Annotated in this window: 22 protein-coding genes and 1 pseudogene; 10 read left to right on the plus strand and 13 right to left on the minus strand. The window is 75.4% G+C overall.

The genetic code is table 11. The features are described from left to right. Positions 1-46: 46 nt before the first annotated feature. Positions 47-793: a class I SAM-dependent methyltransferase gene (locus ACH5A8_RS06355; protein WP_398998585.1), complete on the minus strand. Its 747-nt coding sequence runs from the start codon at positions 791-793 to the stop codon at positions 47-49. 21 nt (positions 794-814) lie between these two features. Next, entirely contained in the window at positions 815-1,120 is a 306-nt protein-coding gene (locus tag ACH5A8_RS06360) for a 4a-hydroxytetrahydrobiopterin dehydratase (RefSeq protein ID WP_398998587.1), read from the minus strand. 207 nt (positions 1,121-1,327) lie between these two features. Between ACH5A8_RS06360 and ACH5A8_RS06365 the strand changes: the two genes are divergently transcribed. Both ACH5A8_RS06365 and ACH5A8_RS06370 read left to right on the plus strand, forming a co-directional pair. Further along, a complete protein-coding gene (locus ACH5A8_RS06365; RefSeq protein ID WP_398998589.1) occupies positions 1,328-2,164 on the plus strand; it encodes a helix-turn-helix domain-containing protein in 837 nt (278 codons plus the stop codon). Between the two features lie 52 nt (positions 2,165-2,216). Further along, positions 2,217-3,080, plus strand: coding sequence for a helix-turn-helix domain-containing protein (locus tag ACH5A8_RS06370; protein ID WP_398998590.1), 864 nt, complete (start codon positions 2,217-2,219; stop codon positions 3,078-3,080). Positions 3,081-3,161: 81 nt separating this feature from the next. On the opposite strand, the gene dnaK is transcribed toward ACH5A8_RS06370, so the two are convergent. The 4 genes from dnaK to ACH5A8_RS06390 form a co-directional block, all read right to left on the minus strand. Next, positions 3,162-5,033: a molecular chaperone DnaK gene (dnaK, locus tag ACH5A8_RS06375; protein ID WP_398998592.1), complete on the minus strand. Its 1,872-nt coding sequence runs from the start codon at positions 5,031-5,033 to the stop codon at positions 3,162-3,164. A 176-nt stretch (positions 5,034-5,209) separates the two neighbouring features. Next, positions 5,210-5,635 (minus strand): OsmC family protein, encoded by a 426-nt coding sequence (locus ACH5A8_RS06380; protein WP_009191504.1) that lies wholly within the window; start codon positions 5,633-5,635, stop codon positions 5,210-5,212. 235 nt (positions 5,636-5,870) lie between these two features. Beyond that, positions 5,871-7,952: a phage holin family protein gene (locus ACH5A8_RS06385; protein ID WP_398998594.1), complete on the minus strand. Its 2,082-nt coding sequence runs from the start codon at positions 7,950-7,952 to the stop codon at positions 5,871-5,873. Positions 7,953-8,176: 224 nt separating this feature from the next. After that, positions 8,177-8,614 carry a hypothetical protein gene (locus ACH5A8_RS06390; RefSeq protein ID WP_398998596.1) on the minus strand — a complete coding sequence of 146 codons (438 nt, stop codon included), beginning with the start codon at positions 8,612-8,614 and terminating at the stop codon, positions 8,177-8,179. A gap of 86 nt (positions 8,615-8,700) precedes the next feature. On the opposite strand from ACH5A8_RS06390, the gene ACH5A8_RS06395 reads away from it, so the two are divergent. Then, the gene (locus ACH5A8_RS06395; protein ID WP_398998598.1) at positions 8,701-9,483 is read left to right on the plus strand and encodes an MBL fold metallo-hydrolase; all 783 of its coding nucleotides are present in this window, start codon (positions 8,701-8,703) and stop codon (positions 9,481-9,483) included. Next, positions 9,480-10,124 carry a DedA family protein gene (locus tag ACH5A8_RS06400; protein WP_398998600.1) on the plus strand — a complete coding sequence of 215 codons (645 nt, stop codon included), beginning with the start codon at positions 9,480-9,482 and terminating at the stop codon, positions 10,122-10,124. Before ACH5A8_RS06395 ends, ACH5A8_RS06400 begins: the two co-directional genes overlap by 4 nt. Positions 10,125-10,228: 104 nt before the next feature. Here the strand turns inward: ACH5A8_RS06400 and ACH5A8_RS06405 are convergent, their stop codons facing one another. From ACH5A8_RS06405 to ACH5A8_RS06420, 4 genes are all read right to left on the minus strand, one after another. Next, positions 10,229-11,386: an MBL fold metallo-hydrolase gene (locus ACH5A8_RS06405; protein ID WP_398998602.1), complete on the minus strand. Its 1,158-nt coding sequence runs from the start codon at positions 11,384-11,386 to the stop codon at positions 10,229-10,231. Continuing rightward, positions 11,383-12,636 (minus strand): aminotransferase class I/II-fold pyridoxal phosphate-dependent enzyme, encoded by a 1,254-nt coding sequence (locus ACH5A8_RS06410; RefSeq protein WP_398998604.1) that lies wholly within the window; start codon positions 12,634-12,636, stop codon positions 11,383-11,385. The genes ACH5A8_RS06405 and ACH5A8_RS06410 overlap by 4 nt, the downstream gene beginning before the upstream one ends. Positions 12,637-12,990: 354 nt before the next feature. Continuing rightward, positions 12,991-13,983, minus strand: a complete 993-nt coding sequence (locus ACH5A8_RS06415) for a hypothetical protein (protein WP_398998606.1) — start codon at positions 13,981-13,983, stop codon at positions 12,991-12,993. Between the two features lie 367 nt (positions 13,984-14,350). Then, positions 14,351-15,145 carry an RNA polymerase sigma factor SigF gene (locus ACH5A8_RS06420; RefSeq protein ID WP_398998608.1) on the minus strand — a complete coding sequence of 265 codons (795 nt, stop codon included), beginning with the start codon at positions 15,143-15,145 and terminating at the stop codon, positions 14,351-14,353. A 242-nt stretch (positions 15,146-15,387) separates the two neighbouring features. On the opposite strand from ACH5A8_RS06420, the gene ACH5A8_RS06425 reads away from it, so the two are divergent. The 3 genes and pseudogenes from ACH5A8_RS06425 to ACH5A8_RS06435 all read left to right on the plus strand — a co-directional run bounded on the left by ACH5A8_RS06425 (position 15,388) and on the right by ACH5A8_RS06435 (position 17,139). Beyond that, the gene (locus ACH5A8_RS06425) at positions 15,388-15,789 is read left to right on the plus strand and encodes a DUF2795 domain-containing protein (protein ID WP_398998610.1); all 402 of its coding nucleotides are present in this window, start codon (positions 15,388-15,390) and stop codon (positions 15,787-15,789) included. Positions 15,790-15,851: 62 nt separating this feature from the next. Beyond that, positions 15,852-16,241 (plus strand): annotated as a pseudogene (locus tag ACH5A8_RS06430) (CBS domain-containing protein); the annotation flags it as partial. Positions 16,242-16,590: 349 nt separating this feature from the next. Next, entirely contained in the window at positions 16,591-17,139 is a 549-nt protein-coding gene (locus tag ACH5A8_RS06435; protein WP_398998611.1) for a type 1 glutamine amidotransferase domain-containing protein, read from the plus strand. A gap of 194 nt (positions 17,140-17,333) precedes the next feature. Here ACH5A8_RS06435 and ACH5A8_RS06440 read toward each other — a convergent pair whose 3' ends face one another. After that, the gene (locus ACH5A8_RS06440) at positions 17,334-17,612 is read right to left on the minus strand and encodes a DUF6158 family protein (RefSeq protein ID WP_398998613.1); all 279 of its coding nucleotides are present in this window, start codon (positions 17,610-17,612) and stop codon (positions 17,334-17,336) included. A gap of 57 nt (positions 17,613-17,669) precedes the next feature. On the opposite strand from ACH5A8_RS06440, the gene ACH5A8_RS06445 reads away from it, so the two are divergent. After that, positions 17,670-18,788: a Vms1/Ankzf1 family peptidyl-tRNA hydrolase gene (locus ACH5A8_RS06445; protein WP_398998615.1), complete on the plus strand. Its 1,119-nt coding sequence runs from the start codon at positions 17,670-17,672 to the stop codon at positions 18,786-18,788. A 76-nt stretch (positions 18,789-18,864) separates the two neighbouring features. Here the strand turns inward: ACH5A8_RS06445 and ACH5A8_RS06450 are convergent, their stop codons facing one another. Then, the gene (locus ACH5A8_RS06450; RefSeq protein WP_398998616.1) at positions 18,865-20,484 is read right to left on the minus strand and encodes an ABC-F family ATP-binding cassette domain-containing protein; all 1,620 of its coding nucleotides are present in this window, start codon (positions 20,482-20,484) and stop codon (positions 18,865-18,867) included. Between the two features lie 350 nt (positions 20,485-20,834). Between ACH5A8_RS06450 and ACH5A8_RS06455 the strand changes: the two genes are divergently transcribed. Both ACH5A8_RS06455 and ACH5A8_RS06460 read left to right on the plus strand, forming a co-directional pair. Then, positions 20,835-22,328 carry a bifunctional phosphatase PAP2/diacylglycerol kinase family protein gene (locus ACH5A8_RS06455; RefSeq protein WP_398998618.1) on the plus strand — a complete coding sequence of 498 codons (1,494 nt, stop codon included), beginning with the start codon at positions 20,835-20,837 and terminating at the stop codon, positions 22,326-22,328. 150 nt (positions 22,329-22,478) lie between these two features. Next, entirely contained in the window at positions 22,479-23,300 is an 822-nt protein-coding gene (locus ACH5A8_RS06460; protein WP_398998620.1) for a class I SAM-dependent methyltransferase, read from the plus strand. Between the two features lie 96 nt (positions 23,301-23,396). Here the strand turns inward: ACH5A8_RS06460 and ACH5A8_RS06465 are convergent, their stop codons facing one another. Beyond that, the gene (locus tag ACH5A8_RS06465; RefSeq protein ID WP_398999754.1) at positions 23,397-23,660 is read right to left on the minus strand and encodes a gas vesicle protein K; all 264 of its coding nucleotides are present in this window, start codon (positions 23,658-23,660) and stop codon (positions 23,397-23,399) included. Position 23,661: the final 1 nt, after the last annotated feature.

The raw sequence follows: 23,661 nt of genomic DNA on the forward strand, positions 1-23,661 counted from the left end.
GGTGGACTCCATTGCTGCTGGGGTCCACCCGGTCGTCGTGCGCCGCTCAGCCGCCGGCCGGCCTGCGGAAGGCCCGCAGGGTGAAGACCGGGTCCGGGCGGGAACGGTCCTGGTCCGGAAGGGCGCCCAGCCGGGCGGCGAACTCCTCGGCGAGCGGTTCGCCGGGCGGCAGCGTGACGAACCAGCCGCGCCGCAGGTCGGCGATGGCGCTGCGGGGGCTGCGGCCCTGGCCGCGGCCCGGGAAGCCGGCCCGGCCGGCCGGCAGCAGGCCGTGCTCGGCGGCGTGCCGGACGACGACGTCCTCGGCGTCGTGGGCGGGGCGGTGCGGCCGGTCGGCGAGCACCGCGTCGATGTCGCTGCCCACGTTGTGGGCGGCGGCCTTGTCGACGGTGGTGATGTAGAGGCCGCCGGGCCGCAGCACCCGGGCGCACTCGGCGACGACGGCCCCGACGTCCTCGGGCGGCAGCAGATGCAACAGCCAGACGCTGGTGACCGCGTCGAACCGCCCGCCGAGGAAGGGCAGGCGGCGGCAGTCGGCGCGGACGACGGCGCCCGGCAGCCGCGCGGCGGCCCGGCGGGTCATCTCGGGCGCCCGGTCGGCTCCGGTCACCCGCAGTCGGGCGCGGCCCGCGGCGAGGCGGCGGCTCACCATCCCGGTGCCGCAGCCCACGTCCAGCAGGTCCCGCGCCCCCTCGGGCAGCAGGCCGAGGACCGCCTCGGCCGCCGCCCCGGCACGCGGCTCGCCGCCGCGTGAGGCGTCGTAGAGCTCGGCTTCCTTGTCGTAGTCCAGCATGTCCCCCCCGTTCCGCGCGGTTCAGTGCGCGCCGTGGCCCGGCGCGAGGTCCTGGATGCGGCCGGCGAGCTCGACGTCCTTCTCGGTGACGGCGCCGCCCGCGCTGTGCGTGTGCACGCTGACCCCGACGGTGTCGTAGCCGAGGGTGAGGTCGGAGTGGTGGTTCAGCTCCTCCTGCACCTGGGCGATGTGCACCACCATCGCCGTCGCGGCGAAGTGCGAGCCGAGCCGGAAGGAGCGGGTGAGCCGGTCCCCGTCGAGCGACCAGCCGGGCAGCTCGGCGAGCCGGTCCTCGATCTCCTTCTGCGACAGGGGTTCGACGGGCATGGGACCACTCCCTTTCCGGTGCGTCGCCCGACGGGCGCGTACGCGTGGCGGCGTGCCTGTGGCGCCCGGCCGCCGCGCGGGCGGTGCGGAGCGCACGTGTTCAGCCTGCCACAGGAGCGCCGTCGCGTCCCTGCTCGGCCGGGGTCCGGGGGGCCGCGGCCGGTGAGGGCGCCCTCGCCCGGCGGCGGTTCGGCTACGGTCGTCGCCATGACCACTGTCGCGATCGATGCCGCCGTGCTTCCCACCGCCCCCGCCGGCCGGGGCGTCGGCCCGCTGTTGCGGGCCTGGCGGGAGCGGCGGCGGGTCAGTCAGCTGGAGCTGGCGCTGCACGCGGACTCCTCGGCCCGGCACATCAGCTTCATCGAGACCGGCCGGTCCCGGCCCAGTGAGGAGATGGTGCTGCGGCTGGCCGAGCGCCTGGACGTGCCGGTGCGCGAACGCAACGCGCTGCTGCTGGCCGCCGGTTACGCCCCGCACTACCCGGAGACGCCGCTGGACGCCCCCGCGCTGGGCGCGCTGCGGGAGGGCCTGGAGCGGCTGATCGTCGGCTACGAGCCGTATCCGGCGCTGGTCGTCGACGCCCACTACGACGTGGTGACGGCGAACCGGGGCATCACGATGCTGCTGGAGGGCGTGCCCGAGTCGCTGCTCGTGCCGCCGCTGAACGCGATGCGGCTGACCCTGCACCCCGAGGGCCTCGCGCCGCGCATCCGCAACCTGCGCGAGTGGCGCGGGCACCTGCTCGCGCAGATGGAGCGGCAGATCGCGCTGCACCGCTCGCCGCGGCTGCGGAAGCTGTACGAGGAGGTGGCGGCGTACCCGGTGACGGAGAGCGGCTTCGGCCTCGCGGAGGAGCCGGCCGGTGACGTGCCGTACTTCGCGCTGCCGATGGTGATCGAGCACGACGGCCGGCTGCTGTCGTTCGTCTCCTCCATCTCCACCTTCAACACCCCCATGGACGTGACGGTGGCCGAGCTGGCGATCGAGACGTTCCTGCCGGCCGACCCGGCGACCGTCAAGTACCTTCGTTCGATGATGCCTTGAGATGCTGTGACAGACTGCTGGGCGTACTTCGGCGCGTTCGGGGAGGCGTGGCGTGAGTGAGCGGCGGCCCGCGCCCACGGTGGGCCAGGTGGTGCTGGGCAGGAGACTGCAGGAGCTGCGGGAGGCGGCGGGGCTGACCCGCGAGGAGGCCGCGCGGGTGCTGCGGGTCGCCCCCGCGACCGTGCGGCGCATGGAACTGGCCGAGGTCGCCCTGAAGATCCCGTACGTGCAGGTGCTGCTGACGGCGTACGGGGTGGGCGAGCAGGAGGCGGACGCGTTCGTGCGGCTGGCCGAGGAGGCCAACCAGCCGGGCTGGTGGCAGCGGTTCAGCGACGTGCTGCCGGACTGGTTCAGCCTGTACGTGAGCCTGGAGGGCGCCGCCCGGCTGATCCGCTGCTACGAGCCGCACTTCGTGCCGGGGCTGCTGCAGACCGAGGACTACGCGCGCGCCGTGCTGGAGGCCGGTACGGTCGGGCAGGCCGGCCGGGAGGCGACGGAGCGGCACGTGTCGCTGCGGATGGCCCGGCAGGAGCTGCTGGAGCGGCCGGACCCGCCGCACCTGTGGGTCGTCGTCGAGGAGACGGTGCTGCGCCGGCCGGTGAGCGCCCGGAGCGGGGTGATGCGCGGGCAGCTGGACAAGCTGCTGGAGCTCACCGAGCGGGACCGGGTGACGGTGCAGGTCGCCGAGTTCGCGGCCGGCCCGCACCCGGGGACGTACGCGCCGTTCTCGCTGTTCCGCTTCGCCGAGCCGGAGTTGCCGGACCTCGTCTACACGGAGTACCTGACCGGCGCGCTCTATCTGGACTCCCGGCAGGAGGTGGCCACGCATCTGGAGGTGCTGGACCACATGACGACACGCGCCGCCTCGGCGGAACGCACCCGCGCCCTGCTGCTGGAGTGCCGCGCGGGGTGCTGAGCCCGTCCCGGGCGGCCGCCGGGGCCTGTCCTGTCGTTCCCGCCGGGCCCGCGACGCCTGACGGGAACGGCCGGACAGGCCCTATGCCGCTCCGCCCCGGGTGTCGCGCTCGTCGTCGACGATCTCGGCGTCCACCACGCCCTCGTCGCCCTGCTCGGGCCCCTCGGTGCGCTGTCCTTCGGCGCCCTCTGCCGGGTTCCGCTGTGCCTGGGCGTACATGGCCTGGCCCATCCGCTGGCTGACGGAGGCGAGTTTCTCCACGCCGGTGCGCAGCGCGGCGGTGTCGGCGTTCTGTTCCAACAGGGTCTTCACCTCGGCGGCCGCCGACTCCACCTCGCCCTTGGTGTCCGGGGGGACGCGGTCGCCGTTCTCGCGCAGGAAGTTCTCGGTCTGGTACACGAGTTGTTCGGCCTGGTTGCGGGTCTCGGCGGCCTCGCGGCGCCCCCGGTCCTCCTCGGCGTACTGTTCGGCGTCGCGCACCATGCGGTCGATGTCGTCCTTGGGGAGGGCGGAGCCGCCGGTGACGGTCATCTTCTGTTCGCGGCCGGTGGCCAGGTCCTTGGCGGACACGTGCATGATCCCGTCGGCGTCGATGTCGAAGGCGACCTCGATCTGCGGCACTCCGCGCGGGGCCGGCGGCAGGCCCGTGAGGTCGAAGACGCCCAGCTTCTTGTTGTAGGCGGCGATCTCGCGTTCGCCCTGGTAGACCTGGATGCCGACCGAGGGCTGGTTGTCGGCGGCGGTGGTGAAGATCTCCGAACGCCGGGTGGGGATCGTGGTGTTGCGCTCGATCAGCTTGGTCATGATGCCGCCCTTGGTCTCGATGCCGAGGGACAGCGGGGTGACGTCGAGGAGCAGGACGTCCTTGACGTCGCCGCGGATCACGCCGGCCTGGAGGGCGGCGCCCACGGCCACCACCTCGTCCGGGTTGACGCCCTTGTGCGGGTCCTTGCCGGTGAGGTCGCGCACCAGGTCGGTGACGGCGGGCATCCGGGTGGAGCCGCCGACCAGGATCACGTGGTCGATCGCGGACAGCTCGATCCTCGCGTCCTCGACCGCCTGGTGGAACGGCTTCCTGCAGCGGTCCAGCAGGTCGGCGGTGAGCTCCTGGAACCGGGCGCGGGTGAGCTTCTCGTCCAGGTGCAGCGGGCCCTCGGCGGAGGCGGTGATGTAGGGCAGGTTGATGTTCGTCTCGGTGGACGAGGACAGTTCGATCTTCGCCTTCTCGCCGGCCTCGCGCAGCCGTTGCAGCGCCATCTTGTCGGTGCCGAGATCGATGCCGTACTGCCCCTTGAACGTCTTGACCAGGTGCTCCACGATCCGCTGGTCCCAGTCGTCGCCGCCGAGGCGGGTGTCGCCGTTGGTGGCCTTGACCTCGATGACGCCGTCGCCGATCTCCAGCAGGGACACGTCGAAGGTGCCGCCGCCGAGGTCGAAGACGAGGACGGTCTGCTCCTCGCCCCGGTCCAGGCCGTAGGCGAGCGCGGCGGCCGTGGGCTCGTTGATGATCCTGAGCACCTTCAGGCCGGCGATCTCCCCGGCCTCCTTGGTCGCCTGGCGCTGCGCGTCGTCGAAGTACGCCGGCACGGTGATCACGGCGTCGGTGACGTCCTCGCCGAGGTAGGCCTCGGTGTCCCGCTTCAGCTTCTGCAGCACCCGCGCGGACAGCTCCTGCGCCCGGTACCGGGTGCCGTCGACGGAGCCCTGCTCGGGGAAGCGCCAGTGCGCGTCGCCCATGTGCCGTTTGACGGAGCGGGCGGTGCGTTCGACGTTCGTGACCGCCTGCCGCTTGGCGACCTCGCCGACGAGCACCTCGCCGTTCTTGGCGAAGGCCACGACCGACGGCGTCGTCCGCGCGCCCTCGGCGTTGGCGACGACCGTGGGCTCGCCGCCCTCCAGAAGGGCCACCACCGAGTTCGTCGTCCCGAGATCGATCCCGACCGCACGTGCCATCGTCGTCCCCTTCCGCCGTTCGTCGCCGGGGCACCGCCCCCTGTTCCAGCCCAGGACGAGAGCGAGCCGTTGTCAATGCCGGGTACCCCGGCGGGCGCGGACGACGATGCCGCGCACCCGGGGTCGGGGGCGCGGCATCGGGGAGCGGCGAACCCTGTCGGGCGCGTCGCCCCGTGTCAGGCTAGCTTGGCGTCCAGGGTGATGGTCGTGCCGGTGAGGGCCTGGCTGACCGGGCAGTTCTTCTTGGCGTCCTCGGCGGCGGCGACGAACGCGTCGTTGTCGATGCCGGGGACGGTGCCCTCGACGGTGAGGTGGATGCCGGTGATGCCGGTGCCCGGCTGGAAGGTCACGTCGGCCTTGGTCTCGATCTTGGTGGGCGGGGTGCCGGCGCCGGCCAGGCCGTGCGAGAGGGCCATGGAGAAGCAGCTGGAGTGGGCGGCGGCGATCAGTTCCTCGGGGCTGGTTTTGCCGTTCGCCTGCTCGGCGCGCGACGGCCACGACACCGGCTGCTCACCGATGCCGGAGGAGTCGAAGGTGACGACGCCGTTGCCCTCGAGCAGGTTGCCTTCCCAGACGGTGTGAGCGGTGCGCGTTGTTGCCACGGTGTGATCCATACCTTTCGACTGGGGACCCGTTGCCTGGGTTCCGTTGCCTCCATCCGATCACATCCGTGGCGCGTGCACGCGGCGAACGGGCCGGGAGGCGGGCGCGTTTCGGGAGCTGGTACGAGCGGGGCGGGCGGAGGCGAGCAGGGCGGGCGGGAAAGGTCCGGGGCAGGGCGGCGCAGGCGGAGCCGGTCGGGAAGGCCGGGCGCGGGCGGGGTCCGGCGGGGATCCCTCAGGCGGCCCGCTCGTCCGGCCGGGCCTGGAGCGGCACCTGCGGGCCGGCGGCCTCGCCGAGCCAGCGGCGCAGGACGCGGTGGACCTGCTCGGCGCCGACGAGTTCCGTGTCCTCGGGGACGGGCGCCGAGCACAGCAGCGGGGACAGCAGGAAGGGGCGGGACTGCGCGCCGCCGAGGCCGCCGTGGGAGCCGATCTGCTCCTCGAAGGCCAGCACCTCGCCGTCGGCCGGGTCATGGCTGGAGTTGACCATGATGTCGGCGGTGTGCGGGAAGGAGTGGGTGCGCCGGACGGCCTCGGCGGCGCCCGGACCGAACACGGCGAGCGGGCCGGGATCGGCGTCGAGGTCGGCCAGCGGTATGCGGGCGCCGCGCGCGCCGAGCACCACGCCGCCGTGTTCCTCGCTGCGCACGAGCAGGAAGCCTATGCCGGGATGGTCGGCGAGGGTGGGCAGCAGCGCGGGGTGCCGGGCGGCGATCTCCTCCTCGCTCATGCGATGCGGCACGTCCGGGAAGGAGACCAGGCCGAGGTTGCCGGAGGCCAGCACGACCGGCTCCGGGCGGCGGGCGGGCCGGTGGTGCTCGCCGTCCTCCTCCACCGGGCGGCGCAGCGCGGCCCGAACGGCGGCCCGGGCCTCGGCGCCGCTGCGGGTCCTGCGCGCGCGGCGCGGCACGGGCAGTCCGCAGCCGGCCCGGACCAGGTCGCCCAGGGTGAGGCCGTAGCGGGCGCGGAACGTCTCGCCGGGGCTCTGTCCGTGGTCGGACAGGACGACGATCCGGTACGGGCGCGGGGCGTGCTCGGCGACGTTCTCGATCAGCGCGAGGGCGCGGTCCAGGCGTCGCAGCACCTTCGCCGCGTCCCGGCTGCGCGGTCCGGAGTGGTGGGCCACCTCGTCGTAGGCGACCAGGTCGGCGTAGACGGCGGTGCGTCCGGCGAGCAGGTCGCCCATGACGGCGGCGACGACGACGTCCCGTTCGACGACGGTCGCGAAGGCGCGGATCAGCGGGTAGAGGCCGCCGCGTGAGACGCGGGGGCGCTGTCCCCGCAGCCGGGCGCGCACGGACTGGCCGATCTCGCGGCCGGTCTCGGCGACGAAGGACAGGGCGGTGCGGACGGCGCCCGCGGGGTCGGAGAAGTAGGCGAAGTAGCCCGCGCGGGAGCGGGTGCCGGGGCCGCGGCGCGCCGAGACGGTGAGGACCAGGGCGGATTCTCCGGCGCCGCCGCTGAACAGGTTGCCGCGGCTGGCGCCGTCGTCGGCGAGCAGTCCGCCGTGGCCGGTGCGGGCGACGGCGCGGCGCTGGAGTTCGACGGCGCTGCTCGGGCGGTTGCAGACCATCACCTCGCCGGTGTCCTTCTCGTACCAGCGGAAGGCGGGGACGTCGTGGTTGGTGCCGTGCAGGATGGCGAGCTGGCTGGCGCCGGTCTGGCTGGACCAGTCGGTGCGCCAGGGAGTGAGCCGGTGCGTGGGCCGGGCGGGCTCCTGGCCGGTCCGGACGCCCAGCCAGCGCGCCACGGTCGGCATCAGGCCCTCGTCCACGGCGTCCCGCAGCACGTCGTGGCCGACGCCGTCGAGCTGGATGACGACGGTGCCGGGCGTGGTGGAGCACGGCGGCAGCCTTCTGCGCCGGCGGTCGGCGAGCCGGTGGAGCCGGCTGCGGTAGGCGTCGTCGTCGCGGACGGCGAGGGCGGCGCCGGTGGCGGAGGCGACGGCGGACATCACGGCGGCCACGATGACGGCGGTCTCGGGCGCCGCCTCGGGCCGGCCGGAGGGGTTGACGCGCAGGGCGAGCAGGAGCAGGGAGCCGTTGAGGAAGAAGACCAGCAGGCCGAGCACGAGCGCGGGCACGAGCAGCAGCAGCCGGACCAGCAGCGGCCAGACGACGGCCGACAGGACGCCGAAGGCCCCGGCGCCGAGGGCGGCGGTCATGGCGATGGTGGTCGCGCTGTCGCCGTCGGGCGACTGGAGCTGGAAGTCCGGCAGGATCCCGGCGAGCACCAGCATGGTGACCGTGGAGACGGCCCACACCGCGACGCTCCGCCCGACCTGACTGGCGGCCCGCCGCCACCACCCGCCACGCACGACACACCTCACGTCCCGGCCCGGTCGTCCGCACGGGCCCGCCCCAGCTTGTCATACGTGTCGAGGGCGCCCTGGACCCGTGGTGGGCCGCGGCGGCCCTGAGCCCGCGGACCCGGGACGCGCGGCGACAGCGGACCGGACGGGCCGGCGAGGCGCACGCACCGACGGGTCACCGAGCCGGCAGGCCGCACGGGAGCCGGCTCCGCGGCCCACGCCCCCGGCCGCTACCGCCCGTCGTAGCCGGCGGTCGGCATCGACAGGCGGCGGTGCACCCGGGCCTTCATCTGGGCGTCGTAGCACGGCTCGGCCTGGCCGACCGTCTCCACCCGTACCCCGCGGCGCGCGCACTCGGCGGTGAACTCCTCCACGGAGGACAGCGCCCGTTCCAGCACGCGCCGGCTGGGGGCGACGAACAGGTCGACACCGGGCCGCACGCCGTCCCACAGCGCGCAGTGGTCGGTGCGCAGTCCGCGTACGAGCAGTTCGCGCGCGACCACGTAGCCGTGCTCGGCGGCCCACTGGGCGCACATCGCGTGCTGGCCGCGGGAGTCCACGAGGAAGGGCTCGTCGTTCAGCTCCTCCAGGGGCGTCAGGCTGGCGATCGCCGTGACGCGGACCGGTGTCGCGGCGGCCCCGCCGCGGGGATCGGGCACTTCTCCCATGGCGTCCCCCTCACCTCCGGGTTTTCGCCGCCGACCCTACCGCTGCGCGTAGGGTCGGGGGGAGTCGCGCGAAGGAGGCAAAGAAGGTGCCGGTGGAGATCACCTGGTGGGGTCACGCCACCTGTACGGTCGAGGATTCGAACGTGCGCGTGCTGACCGACCCTCTGTTCGCCCGCCGGTTCGCGCACCTGCGCCGGCGCCAGGGCGCGCTGCCGCCGCCGGACGCCTGGCAGGCGGACGTGGCGCTCGTCTCCCATCTGCACGCCGACCATCTGCACCTCCCCTCGCTGGCCCGGCTCGCGCCGGGCACGCGCCTGCTGGTGCCCCGGGGCGCGCCCAGGGCGGTGCCGGGGCTGCGCCGGCTGGGGCGGCCCGGCCGGCTGAGGATCACCGAGGTGGCGCCGGGCGACCGGGTCGAGGTCGGCCCGGTGGTGGTACGGGTGGTGTCCGCGGCGCACGACGGACGGCGCCTGCCGCTGGGCCCGCACCGCTCCCCCGCGCTCGGCTACGTCGTCGAGGGGCGGGCGCGGACGTATTTCGCCGGGGACACGGGCCTGTTCGAGACGATGGCCGAGGAGGTGGGGCCGGTGGACGCCGCGCTGCTCCCGGTGGGCGGCTGGGGGCCGTACCTCGGGGAAGGGCATCTGGACGCGGGGCGCGCGGCGCAGGCGCTCGCCCGGCTCGCGCCGCGCACCGCCGTGCCGGTGCACTACGGCACGTACTGGCCGATCGGGATGGACGCCGTGCGCCCCCATGAGTTCCATGCGCCGGGTGACGAGTTCGTGCGCCATGCCGCGCTGCGCGCGCCCGGCGTGGCGGTGCACCGGCTGGCGCACGGCGAGAGCGTGCGCCTGGAGGTCGTACGGTGATACGACTGGCCGCCGCCGTGTCGTCGGTGGTGCCGACGGAGACCACCCAGCAGGCCTTCGGGTACCCGTCGTTGTTCCTGCTGGTGCTGATCGGGGCGCTGGTGCCGGTGGTGCCCACGGGCGCGCTGGTCTCCTCGGCGGCGGTGGTCGCCTGGCACCGGACCGCACCCCTGTCGCTCGCGCTGGTGTTCGTGACGGCGTCGCTGGCCGCGTTCTGCGGGGACGCGGCGCTGTACTGGCTGGGGCGGCGCGGGCTCGGCTCGAAGAACGGCTCGCGCTGGCTGGAGGCGATCCGCTCCCGGGCGCCCCAGGACCGGCTGGAGCAGGCGCAGCGCAAACTCGCCGATCACGGGGTGGCGGTGCTGGTGCTGTCCCGGCTGGTGCCGGCCGGGCGCATACCGGTCATGCTGGCCTGTCTGCTGGCGAAGTGGCCGCTGCGCCGCTTCGCCCGCGGCAACCTTCCGGCCTGTCTGGCCTGGACGGTGACGTACCAGGTGATCGGGATCCTCGGCGGCGCCCTGTTCGAGGAGCCCTGGGAGGGGGTGGCCGCCGCGATCCTGCTGACGGTGCTGGTGGGCGCGGCCCCCGGCGTCTGGCGCCGGATACGGCAGTCCGCGCCGGCCCACCGGTCCTCGAACTGACCGGGCGCGCCGGCCCACCGGTCCTCGAACTGACCGGGGGCGGCCGTGGGCGCCGGTGGCCGCTCTTCGTGCCGTCGGCCGCCGGGACGGTCCCGCCCCGGACGTCAGTCCAGCACCCGGGACGCCCCCACCGGCAGGTCCCACAGGTCCTCGCGGCGCAGGCCCGCCTTCTCCCAGGCGGCGCGGACCCGGGTGAGGGGTTCCAGCACCGGTTCGGCGGACAGGACGAACGTGCCCCAGTGCATGGGGGCCATCCGGCGGGCGCCGAGGTCCTGGGCGGCCTGGACGGCCTCCTCCGGGTCGCAGTGGACGTCGCTGAGCCACCAGCGCGGGTCGTAGGCGCCGATGGGCAGCAGCGCGAGATCGATGCCGGGGTAGCGGCCGCCGATGCGGGAGAACCAGTGGCCGTAGCCGGTGTCGCCGGCGAAGTAGACGCGCTGCCCGTCGGGGGCGGTGAGCACCCAACCGCCCCACAGGCTGCGGCAGGTGTCGGTGAGGGTGCGCTTGGACCAATGGTGGGCGGGCACGAAGTCGACGCGGACTCCGGACAATTCGGCCGCCTCCCACCAGTCCAGCTCGGTGATGCGGGTGAACCGGCGGCGGCGGAACCAGCGGCCGAGCCCGGCGGGCACGAACACCGGGGTGTCGCGCGGCAGTCGGCGCAGCGTGGGCGCGTCCAGGTGGTCGTAGTGGTTGTGGCTGATGACGACCGCGTCGACGGGCGGCAGCGCGCTCCACGGGACGCCGACCGGGGTGATGCGGGCGGGGGTGCCGATGATGCGGCGCGACCACACCGGGTCGGTCAGCACGGTCAGCCCGCCGATCCGCACCACCCAACTGGCGTGCCCCGCCCAGGTGACGGCCACGGTGCGGGCGTCCACCCGGGGCAGCGGGCCGGGTTCGTAGGGCAGCAGCGGGACGTCGGCCAGGCCCTCCTTGCCGGGGCGTACGGCGCCCTCACGGGCGAACCTGGCCAGCGCCTTCAGCCCGGGCAGCGGTGCGGTGAGCCGGTCGTGGAAGGTGCGCGGCCACATCCGCCGCTCGCCCGGCGGCCGGGGGGCGGCGGGAGGCGGGTACGGGGCGCTCCCGGGCGGCGGCGCGAACGGGGGCGCGAGGGTGGAGGACGTGGCCGGCGGCTCGTCCGCTCTCCGGGCGCCGGGCCCGTCCGCCGCGCCGGGGCTCGCCGACGGGGGCGCGGACGCGGCCGTGGCCGTCAAGGGGGACGTGGTCGTGGACGTGGTCGGCTCGGACTGCTGCGTCATCGGGGATGCTCCCATCGCTGAGCGTCGTCGCGAAGATCGTCGAAGACCGACTTCATGGAGATCAACGCGGCCCGCACGTAAGGCAGTTCCAGTGGCTCGGGCGACTGGAGGCACCGCGTGCGCTCCTCGTCCGTGGCGTCGTCGAGCAGCGCCGCCGTGGACAGGCGTACGCGCAGTGCGCCGAGGTCGTCGCCGAAGCGCTGGCCGCCGGGCGCGGGCGCGCCCAGCCGGGCGCCGAGGAATTCCTCCAGCTCCTGCGCGTCGCCGACCCCGCGGGCGGTGAGGGCCGGGCGCAGCGGGCCGAGGTCGGCGTAGAGGTGCCGGCCGGCCTGCGGGGGCCGGGCGAGGGCGCCCGCGGCGACGACCGCGGCGTGCGCGGCGCGGGCCAGGTGCGCGTGCAGCCGGACGGTGGCGGTCAGGCGTGCGGTCACGGGGTCGGGTTCGTCCAGGGCCCAGGCGGCCGCGGCGGCGACGGGTTCGGCGATCCGGGCGTCCAGCGCGGTGAGCACGTCCAGCACGCGCGCGTGCAGCGCGGCGCCGGTCGCGCCGCCCGGGAAGCGGGCGACGGCGGCGGGCCAGCCACCGGGCAGGAGCGCGCCGGCGAGGTCGGTGACGACGGTGACCCGCTCGGGCAGCATCTCGGCGGGGCTGACCAGCACCGTCTCGTGCGGCGCGTGTACGGTGTCGCGCCAGGTCTCGTCGCTGACCAGGTGCAGTCCCTCGCCCGCGGCGGCCTCGACGGTCTCGTGCAGCACCTCCGGCGGCGCGACGGTGGCGGTGGGGTCGTCGGCGACGGACAGGACCAGCAGCCGCGGGTCGCCGCCCTCCGCCCTGACCCTGCGGACGGTCTCCAGCAGGGCGTACGGGTCGGGGACGCCGCCGCTCTCGGCCGGGGTGGCCACGGGGAAGGCGGGTCTGCCCAGCAGGCGCGCGTACGGCGCCCACCAGGCGGCGCAGGGCCGGGGCACCAGGACGTCGCCGCCGAGCGCGGCGGTCAGCGCGAGCAGCAGTGCGGGTGCGCCGGGGGCCGCCGCCAGGCGGTCGGGCCGGGTGGCGAGCCCGCGGCGCAGCCAGTAGCCGCCGGCCGCGTCCAGGAGCTCCGGGCAGCCGCCGATCGGCCTGTCCCGAATCCGGCCGGCGGCCCCGGCGAGCACGGCGGACAGCTCGGGCAGGACCGGCAGTCCGTCGTCGGGGAGGGCCGACGGCCCGTAGCGGACGGGGCCCTGGCCTTCCCGGTCCGTCCGCCGCATGGGTACCTCCGCACAGTCCCTGATGCCATGTCCTGTCGCCGATGCCGTGTCCGGGTCCTGTCGCGGCCGGGTCCCGGGAGGTCCCGGTGAGGTGGACCGCGCGGCCCGCCCGGGTCGCCCGGGCACCGCGCGGGTCCGTCCACCGGGGCCGGTCGGGGCCGCCTCGTCCGTCCTGCCCGTCTCGTCGGTTCCCTTCGTCCGTCCGTACGGCGAGGCCGATACGGCCGGGGCCGCGTCCTCGGCGGTGCGGGTACCCACTCGGACGCGGTCCCATGGGTCGCACGGGGCGCGCGGGGCGGACGCGAACGTCACCGGGCGCCGCAGCGGTCCGGACATCGACCTCCCCGCGCCGGGTCAGCCACCCGCCCTGCGCCGCCACACGCGGTGCGCCGCGCCGCACAGGGACACCGCGATGAGCACGCCGCCGCCGATCAGCGCGGGCAGGGACGCGGTGAACGAGCCGCCCGTGCCGGCCTGCACACCGTGCTGGGCCGCGGCGCCCGCGCAGGACGGGTCGGCCATGTCGGCGTCGGCGCAGTCGGATCCGGGGGCGTGGCCGGCCGGAGGACGCGCGGGGTCGTCGGTGTCGTGGGAGGTCGAGTCGCGGCCCGGCGTACGCGACGCCCCCTGGTCGTGCGGGACGGAGCCGGAGCCCTCGTCGCGGCCGGGGGCGCGGGAGGGCGTCCCGGTGGGCCGGGCGGGGTCGTCGGGGGCGGCCGGGGCGGCGCTGCGGGACGGGGCACGGGTGGGGGCGGACCCGGTCGCCGGGTCGCGACCGGGGTCGTAGCCGTACGGGACGCGGCCCGCGTCGCCGGCGGAGTCCTCACGCGCGGGGTCCTCGCCGGCGGAGTCCTCACGCGCGGGGTCCTCGCCGGCGGAGTCCTCACGCGCGGGGTCCTCGCCGGCGGAGTCGTCCGGGGCCGGGGCTTCGCGTACGGAGCCGTCGCGTGCCGGGTCGTGGGCGAGCGCGTCCTGGAGGATCGGATCCCCGGCCGGATCCCCGGGGACGTCCTGTGCGACGTCGTCGCCGGGACCGTCGGGCGCGGCCCGCGGCACGGCGGCGCGTTCCTGGCCTCCCCCGCCCCTCGGCGCGGCCGGGCAGGGGGCGGGCGCGGCGCCTCGGGCGGCGAGCGGGACCGGGGCCGGGGCCTCCCGGGCCATGGCGTCACCGCCGGGAGCGCAGCCGGCGCGGACGACGGCGCCGGCCGGGCCAAGCGGCTGTCGCAGGACGTCCGGGTGCGGTGCGGGTCCGGCGGCCGGGGCCGCGTACGCGGCCGTCGCGGCGGAGCCCGCTATGAGGGCGGCCAGGACGGCGGCGGGCAGGACGCGGGGGCTGGTTCGGCGCATGGGCTGGGCTCCTCGGACCGGCGGCGCGGGCGGCACGGAGTTCCGTGCTCTCCGCTGCCATCACAGCCCCTCGCCCCCGGCGCCGCGCGCGGCCGAGCCCCATTCGCGGGACACCGACGACCTATCGGGTGACGCCCGCCGCCGCGACGACGGGACCCCCGGACGGCGAGCCGTCGCCCCCCGCACCGCCGGTCGGACGACACGGACGCACCGGCGCGCGGTCAGCCAGGTCCACGGGTCCGGCGGACCCAGCCGGGCGGGCCCGGCAGGCGGGAAGGGCCAGGGCCCTCCGCCCCGACAGGGCCGACAGGGCCGACAGGGCCGACAGGCCCGGCAAGCCCCGCAAGGCCCGCGAGGCCCGCAAGGCTTACGCCGCGTCCCGCATCACCTGTTCGCGGAGCCGGTCGCAGCAGCGGCTGATCAGTCGGGAGACGTGCATCTGCGAGATGCCCAGCCGCTCGGCGATGCGGCTCTGCGTCATGTCGTCGAAGAACCGCATGCGCAGGATGGCCCGCTCGCGTTCGGGCAGCGCCGCGAGCCACGGCTTGACGGCCTCGCGGTCCACGACGGTGTCCAGCGCGGCGTCGGGCGAACCGAGGGAGTCGCCCAGGCGGTAGCCGTCCTCGGCGCCCGGCAGCTCCGCGTCCAGCGAGAGCGCGGTGAAGCTCTCCAGCGCCTCCTGGCCGGCGCGTACGTCGTCCTCGCTCAGGTCGGCGCGCTCGGCGATCTCGGCGACGGTGGGCCTGCGGCCGGAGATGGTCCGGGAGAGGACCTGGTCGGCGGAGCGCACGCGGTTGCGCAGTTCCTGCACCCGGCGCGGGACGTGCAGGGTCCACATGTGGTCGCGGAAGTGCCGTTTGATCTCGCCGCTGATGGTGGGCACGGCGTAGCTCTCGAAGGCGTGCCCGCGCTCGGGGTCGTAGCGGTCGACCGCCTTGACCAGACCGAGGGCGGCGATCTGGCGCAGGTCGTCGAGGCTCTCGCCGCGGTTGCGGAACCGGGCGGCGAGCCGTTCGGCCATGGGCAGCCAGGCCTCGACGATCTCGTCTCGGAGGGCGTCGCGCGGGGGCCCCGGGTCGAGTTCCGAGAGCCTGCGGAAGGCGTCGGCGGTCTCGGGGGCGTCGTCGTGCGGGTGGTGCCTCGCGCTCGGTCGCGTGTCCATGGTGCGTCGCAGCTCCCTGAGAAGTGCTCTGGGTGGACGGTCACCGCGGGAGCGCGGACGCCGGACCGGACGACCGCGGCGTGTGAGCGGTCCTGCCGCGCCGCTCCCACGGACGTGCCTCCGGCCCGAAGCACTGGGGGTGCCCCTGCCCCACGCGACCGCGGGCAAACACCCCTCTTCCGGCCGTGTCGGCTCCGCGTGCACGGGTACGCGGTCGCCACCCCGACGATGTGGAGGGAGACATGCAGCGAGGCAGCGACCGGCTGAGTGTCCACCGTGACGACGAGATGAAGCACGAGCTGCAGGGCCTGCTCAGGTCCGGCCACCCCACGCGGAGCGAGGAGTGGCACGACCCGGAACCGACCGCCGAGGACGACCCGCAGGTGTGGGGCGGACCGGTGGCGCCGGGCGATTCCCGGGCGTCCCTGGAGACCGTGCGCCTGGAGCTGGCCCGGAACCTGGGCCGTACGGCGTTCCCCGCGGGCCCGGCCGATCTGGCCCGCACCCTGCGCCGCAAGAACGCGCCCGACGCGCTCATCGAGGCACTGGAGCGGCTGCCGCGCAAGGCGCAGTACGCCAACGTCCAGGAACTGGCGAAGGAACTGACCCACACCGAGCGGCCTCCGCGGGAGGACCGCGCGTAGCCCCCAGAGGGGCGGAAAGGCAGGTGGGGCCCGACGTGAGGGCTGAACTCGTCAGGGACGTCATGACACCGGGTGTGGTGGCGGTGCGTCCGGACGCCTCGCTCGTCGAGGCGGCCCGGCTGATGCGCGCCCAGGACATCGGAGGCGTCGTGGTGGCCGACGGGCAGGAGGTGGTCGGTGTGCTCACCGACCGCGACATCGCGGTGCGGGCCGTGGCCGAGGGCCTGGACCCGCAGACGGTGAGCGCGCGGGCCGTGTGCACGCCCGATCCCCTGGTCGTCGGACCGCACGACCCGCTGCGGGCGGCGGTCGCCCTGATGCGGGAGCACGCCGTGCGCCGGCTGCCCGTCGTGGAGGACGGCCTGCCGGTCGGCATGGTGAGCCTGAGCGATCTCGCCGAGGCCCGGGACCCGGACTCGGCCCTCGCCGGCATCGGGCGGGCGGAGCCGGACGACGGTACGGACCGCGGCCCGGACGTCGCCGCCACCAGGGCCGTCGGCCCGGGCCCGGGCGGTCCGGGTGCCGGCTCGGGCCCGGGCGGTCCGGGTGCCGGCTCGGGCCCGGGCGGTCCGGGTGCCGGCTCGGGCCCGGGCGGTCCGGGTGCCGGCGGTCCGGGTGCCGGCTCGGGCGTCGGTCGGGGTGCCGGCGCGGCGCCGTGAGGCGGGACGCGCTCGGCCCTACGGCGCGCCGGACAGCCGTACGGCACGCCCCGGAACGCACGGTGGGCAGCCGCCGCCGGCCAGGTACGAGCCGCCGGGGACGAGTGACCCCCGGCGGACGACGAAAGGATTTCGAACCATCATGCGCATCGCATTTCTGACCGCACCCGAGGGCGTCGAGCAGGTGGAGCTCACCGAGCCCCGGAAGGCGGCCGAGGACGCCGGGCACGAGACCGTGCTGGTGTCCACGAAGCCCGGGGAGGTCCAGGGCTTCGACCACCTGGACAAGGCGGACACGTTCCCCGTCGACGCGGTCGTCGGGGACACCTCCGCCGACTCCTTCGACGCGCTCGTCCTGCCGGGCGGCGTGGCCAACCCCGATTTCCTGCGGACCGACGAGAAGGCCGTCGCGTTCGTGAAGGACTTCTTCGAGCAGGGGCGCCCGGTGGCCGCGATCTGCCACGCGCCGTGGACGCTGGTCGAGGCGGACGTCGTACGCGACCGGACGCTCACCTCGTGGCCGAGTCTGCGCACCGACATCCGCAACGCGGGCGGCACCTGGGTGGACGAGCAGGTGAAGGTCTGCTCGAACGGCCCCAACAAGCTGGTCACCAGCCGTAAGCCGGACGACCTGAAGGCGTTCTGCGAGACGTTCCTGGACGTGTTCGCCGAGCACCGGAAGGCCGGCTGACGCCAGGCCGCATCGCATGAGGGTGCCCGTCGGCGCGCCGCAGGAAGCGCGCCGGCGGGCACGATCGTGGGAGCGGGCCGCCTGGCCGTCGGAGCGGTCCGCCTGACGGCCCCTCCCCCGGCCAGGACGCCGTCGGGCGTGGAGCGCCGTCGGGTCCCCGGACCAGGACGCCGTCAGGCGGAACCAGGACGCCGTCAGGCGTGGGGCGCCGTCGCCTCGCCCGCGCCGCGTTCCCGGGCGCCCTCGCGGGTGCGGCCCGCGGCGACCGGACGGCGCGGGTTGCGGCGCAGGTACTCGCCCTCGAGCTGCGCCATCCGCTCGTTGTGGGCCCGCAGCGCGTCGTTCGAGCCGTACAGCAGCGTGTCGTGACGTGTGCGGTGGATGGTCTCCAGCTCCTTCATGAGCTGTTGGTCGTCCAGCCGGCCCGGGTCGACTCCGGTCATGGTGTTGCCCCGCTCGTCGTGTTCGTTCATGCGGTCCGGGTACCCGCCCGGCGTGCACTACCACCGAGCGGCCTCCGGGAGGGAGCCATGGATCTCGCCTTTCTGCATCCACTGTACGAACACCCGGGCCCCTGGGCCTCCGTGTACGTCGACACCTCCCGCCGTGCGGAGGACACCGCCCACGAGGTGCACCTGACGGCCCAGGCGATGGCCCGGGAGCTGGCGCGGCAGGGCGCGGACGAGGACACCTGCCGGGCCGTGGAGAGCGCCATCGAGGACCTGCGCCACTCCCCCGACCCGCACGGCCGGGCCCTGTTCGCACGGGCCGGCCGGGTGGTCCTCGATCCGCGGCTGGCCCGGCCGCCGCGGGGCGGCAGCTGGGCGGAGTGGGCGCCGCTGCCGCGGGTGGGACCGCTGCTGGAGCTGGCGGGCGAGGATCCGGTCGCGATCGTGGCGTACGTGGACCGCAAGGGCGCGGACTTCGAGCTGCGCAGCGCGCTGGGCCGGGAGCAGGCCGGCACGGTCGTCGGGCAGCAGTGGCCCATCCACCGCACGAGCAGCGTCGACTGGTCGGAGCGGCACTTCCAGCTGAAGGTGGAGAACACCTGGGAGCACAACGCGGCGGAGATCGCCGACGCGCTCAGTGTCTGCCAGGAGGAGACCGGGGCGGATCTGCTGATCATGGTCGGTGACGACCGGGAGCGGCACGAGGTGCGCGAGCGGCTGCCCAAGCGGCTGCACGACCAGGTGGTGGAGGCCGTCCACGGCGCCGGCAGCCGGCTGCTGGACGAGGACGTGGAGGAGATCCGGGCGGAGCACGCGCGCCGGCGGCTCGACGGCGAGCTGGACCGGTTCCGGGCCGCCCGCGCCCCCGACGACGAGGGCCGCTCCGGCGCCGTCGAGGGTGTGCCCGCGCTGGTCGAGGCCGCCCGCGAGCACCGGCTGGAGGAGCTGCTGATCAGCCCGGAGGGGGCCGACGCCCACCGCGAGGTGTGGATCGGCGAGGACCCGGACCAGGTGGCGGTGCGCCGTACGGACCTGAAGATCCTCGGCGAGCAGAACTCCTGGCCGGCCCGCGCCGACGACGCCCTGATCCGTTCCGCGGTCACCACGGACGCGGCGGCGCTGTCGCTGGCGCCGGCCGGTTCGGCGACCGGCGAGGACGCGCCGGCCGGCGGTCTGGGGGCGATCCTGCGCTGGAAGTGAGACGCCCGGAACACCCGGCGGGGCGCGCCGCTGAACGGCGCGCCCCGCCGCGCGCGGGCGAGGGCGAGCGGCGCGCCTACCGCGCCCGCTCCACCCGCCGTTCGTCCCAGACCGGTCCCCGGGTCTCGCGGAGCCTGCCGTCGCTGCCGAAGACCAGGAAGCGGTCGAAGGAGCGGGCGAACCAGCGGTCGTGCGTGACGGCCAGGACGGTCCCGTCGAACGCCTCCAGGCCCTCCTGGAGCGCCTCGGCCGACTCCAGGTCGAGGTTGTCGGTCGGCTCGTCCAGGAGCAGGGCCGTCGCTCCCGCCAGCTCCAGCAGCAGGATCTGGAAGCGGGCCTGCTGGCCGCCGGAGAGCCGGTCGAAGGTCTGCTCGGCCTGGCCGGTCAGCTCGTAGCGGCGCAGCCGGGACATGGCGGCGCCACGGTCCTTGGCGTGCTCCTTCCACAGGATGTCCAGCAGGGTGCGGCCCTGGAGTTCGGGGTGCGCGTGGGTCTGGGCGAAGTGCCCGGGCACCACCCGCGCCCCGAGCTTCCACGCGCCGGTGTGCGCCACGTCCTCGCCGGCCAGCAGCCGTAGGAAGTGCGACTTGCCGGAGCCGTTGGAGCCGAGGACGGCGACCCGTTCGCCGTAGAAGACCTCCAGGTCGAAGGGCTGCATCAGGCCGGTCAGCTCCAGGCCGGCGCAGGTGACGGCGCGGACGCCGGTGCGGCCGCCCTTCAGGCGCATCCGGATGTCCTGCTCGCGGGGCGGCTCGGGCGGCGGGCCGGCCTCCTCGAACTTGCGCAGCCGGGTCTGGGCCGCCTGGTAGCGGGAGGCCAGCTCGTGGCTGACGGTGGCGGCCTGGCGCAGGTTCAGCACGAGCTTCTTCAGCTGGGCGTGCTTCTCGTCCCAGCGCCGGCGCAGTTCCTCGAAGCGGGCGAAGCGTTCGCGCCGGGCCTCGTGGTAGGTGTCGAAACCGCCGCCGTGCACCCAGGCGTCGGCGCCGGCCGGGCCGGGTTCGACGGAGACGATCCTCTCGGCGGCGCGGGCGAGGAGTTCGCGGTCGTGGGAGACGAACAGGACCGTCTTGCGGGTCTCCCTCAGACGCTCCTCCAGCCAGCGCTTGCCGGGTACGTCGAGGTAGTTGTCGGGCTCGTCGAGCAGCAGCACCTCGTCGGTGCCGCGCAGCAGCGCCTCCAGCACCAGCCGCTTCTGCTCGCCGCCGGAGAGGGTGCGCACCTGCCGCCACTGCGCCTTGTCGTACGGCACGCCGAGCGCGGCCGTGGTGCACATGTCCCACAGCGTCTCGGCCTCGTAGCCGCGCGCCTCGGCCCAGTCGGAGAGTGCCTGCGCGTACTGGAGCTGGGCGGCCTCGTCGTCGACGGTCATCAGGGCGTGCTCGGCCGCGTCCACGGCCCGCGCGGCCTCCCGGATGCGTGGCGGGGCGACCGACACGAGCAGGTCGCGTACGGTCGTCTCGTCCCGTACGGACCCGACGAACTGCCGCATCACGCCCAGGCCGCCGCTCACCGTGACGGTGCCGCCGTGCGGCTTCAGTTCACCGGAGATCAGCCGCAGCAGGGTGGTCTTGCCCGCGCCGTTGGGTCCGACGAGGGCGACCACGGCTCCCTCGCCCACCCGGAACGACACGTCGCCGAGGAGCGTCCTCCCGTCGGGCAGGCAGTACTCCAGGTGCGCGGCTTCCAGATGTCCCATGGTCACGCATTGTGCGGGCCGCCCGGGGCCCCGGGCAAACCCTTATCGCCCCGGCCGGCCGTACCGGCTCGGTCTCTGCCCCGCTCCGGGGCCCGTCCTGGCCACCGGGCCTTCGCCCGTCCCTGGTCGTCACCCGTCCCCCGGCTTTCGCCGGTCACCGGCCGCTCGCCGTTCCCAGGGCCCTTCCCCGCCGCCCGGCCTTCCTCGGTTCCCGGGCCTCGCTCGGTCCCCGGGTGGATGCGCGGTCCCGGCGGGGTCGGCGCCCCGCGCGGCGGTCGGCGGGCGGCGGTCGGCCGCGTACGGCGGACGGTGCGCACAAGAAACGGCCGCTTCAGGGTAGCGGTGCCTGTATGAGCCCAGACGTCGACCTCACCGTCCCGAAATCCGGCGCCCACACCGTGCTGAAACGGCTGCTCGCGCTGGACTGCCGGCTGTTCGAAGTGGCGGCCGAGCGCCGCTGGCCCGGCGCCGAGCCCGTGCTGCCGCGGCTGAGCCGCAGCGCCAACCACGGCGTGCTGTGGTTCGCCACGGCCGCGGCGATCGCCGCCAGCCGCACCCCGCGCGCCCGCCGGGCCGCGGTCCGGGGCCTCGCCTCCCTCTCCCTGGCCTCGCTGACCGTCAACACGCTCGGCAAGCGCTCGGTGCGCAGGCCGCGGCCCGTCATCGACCCGGTGCCCCTGGTGCGCCGGCTGGGGCGCCAGCCCATCACCACCTCCTTCCCCTCCGGGCACGCGGCCTCGGCCGCCGCCTTCGCGGCCGGCGTCGCCCTGGAGTCCCCGGCCTGGGGCGCGGCGGTGGCTCCGGTGGCCGCCTCGGTGGCGCTGTCCCGCGTGTACACCGGGGTCCACTTCCCGAGCGACGTGCTGGCGGGCGCCGTACTGGGCGCGGGCGCCGCGTTCGCCGTACGCGGCCTGGTGCCCACGCGCGCGCAGAGCACGCTCCCGGCCCGGCCGCGGGCCGAGGTGCCGGCGCTGCCCGAGGGCGAGGGCCTGGTGCTGGTGGCCAACAAGGCCTCCGGCACCGCGGACCGGGCTCGGGCGCTGCACGACGCGCTGCCGAAGGCGGAGGTCGTCGAGTGCGAAGCGGAAGACGTGGCCGATGAGTTGGAGCGGGCTGCGGGCCGCGCCCGGGTGCTCGGGGTGTGCGGCGGCGACGGCACCGTGAACACCGCGGCCGAGGCCGCCCTGCGGCACGGTCTGCCGCTCGCCGTGCTGCCCGGCGGCACGCTCAACCACTTCGCCTACGACCTCGGCGTGGAGGACGCGCGGGACCTGGCCCGGGCGGTGGAGCGGGGCGACGGCGTACGCGTGGACGTCGGCCGCTTCGGCTCGGGACGCAGGCGGGGGATCTTCCTCAACACCTTCAGCCTGGGCGTGTACCCGGAGCTGGTGCGGGAGCGGGAACGCTGGACGGACCGGATCGGCGGCTGGCCGGCCGGGGTGCTGGCGGCGCTGCGAGTGCTGCGCGCCGACCGTCATCCGCTGGAGGCGGAGTTCCAGGGGCGGCGCCACCCGCTGTGGCTGCTGTTCGCCGGCAACGGCACGTACCACCGCATGGGCCTCGCCCCGGGCCGCCGGCTCGACCTGGCCGACGGGGTGCTCGACGTCCGGGTGGTGCACGGGGGCCGCAGGCCGGCGCTGCGACTGCTGTCGGCGGCCCTGGCGGGACCGCTCACCCGCTCGCCGGCGCACGCGGCGGTCCAGGTGCGCCGGCTGCGGCTGAGCGGCGTCGCGGCCGGCACGCTCCTCGCCTACGACGGAGAGGTCACGGAGGTGGACGACGAGGTGTGGCTGGAGAAGCTGCCCGAGGCGCTGACGGTGTACCGGCCGCTGCCCGACCGGTGACCGAACAACGCCGGACGCTGTGCCCTTGACATCGCGTCAGTCCATATGGCGATACGCAGGTCTCATCATTCGGCGCACGCGCGTACCGTGAAGCTCACCGCCCCGGGGCCGCGGGCCTCGCGGGGGCAGGTGACGAGAAGGGGCACAGCCATGCCGAACCAGCGGGAGACGGCCGTCTACACGCACGGGCACCACGAGTCCGTGCTGCGCTCGCACACCTGGCGCACCGCCGCCAACTCGGCTGCCTACCTGCTCGGTTCGCTGAAGCCCCACATGAAGGTCCTGGACATCGGCTGCGGGCCGGGCACCATCACCGCCGACCTGGCGGAGCTGGTGCCGGACGGGCACGTCACGGGCGTCGACCAGGCGGCCGGCGTCCTGGCCCGGGCCCGCGCCACTGCGGCCGAACGGGGCCTGGACAACGTGGAGTTCGCGGTGGCCGACGTGCACGCCCTGGACTATCCGGACGACACGTTCTGCGTCGTCCACGCCCACCAGGTGCTCCAGCACGTGGGCGACCCGGTGCGCGCGCTGCGCGAGATGCGCCGGGTGACGCGGCCCGGAGGGTTCGTCGCCGTCCGGGACGCCGACTACGCGGCGATGACCTGGTACCCCGAGGTGCCGGGACTGGACGACTGGCTGGACCTGTACGAGCGGGTGGCGCGCGCCAACGGCGGTGAGCCGGACGCCGGGCGCCGGCTGCGTTCCTGGGCGCTGGCGGCGGGCTTCACCGACGTCACCGCCACGTCCAGCACCTGGACGTACGCGACCCGCGAGGAGCGGGAGTGGTGGAGCGGCCTGTGGGCCGACCGCACCCTGGCCTCCGCCTACGCCGAGCGCGCCACCGGCGGCGGGCACGCGACCGACGCGCGGCTGCGGGCGGTCTCACAGGCGTGGCGGGAGTGGGGGGAGCGGGAGGACGGCTGGTTCGCCGTCCTGCACGGGGAGATCCTCTGCCGCAAGCAGGCCTGAGCACGGCCGGCGAGTCCCGGCCGCGCCCGGGGCCGGGAGTCGCCGGCCGTGGGGCGGGGCGGCCCTCCCGGGCCGGCGCGCCCCTGGGCCCCCGGCTCAGTCCCGGGGAAGCAGCGGTCCCAGCGGTCCGAGGTCCAGGTTGAGATCCTCGGGCCGCAGCCCGTAGCGGTCCCGGAGTTCGGCCATGCGGTCCTCCAGGAGCATGAGCGTGAGACCGATCCGCTCCTCCTGCTCCTCGGTCAGGTCGCCCTCGTCGAAACGGCGCAGCGCCTGCCGTTCCATGAGCTGGCGCAGCAACTCCACCACCGTGAGGACGAGTTTCACGAGGTCGCGCTCGACCGTGTCGGGTTCGAGTTCCATC

The organism is Streptomyces sp. NPDC018610 (genome assembly GCF_044391765.1).
In the GTDB taxonomy this organism is placed as follows: Bacteria; Actinomycetota; Actinomycetes; order Streptomycetales; family Streptomycetaceae; genus Streptomyces.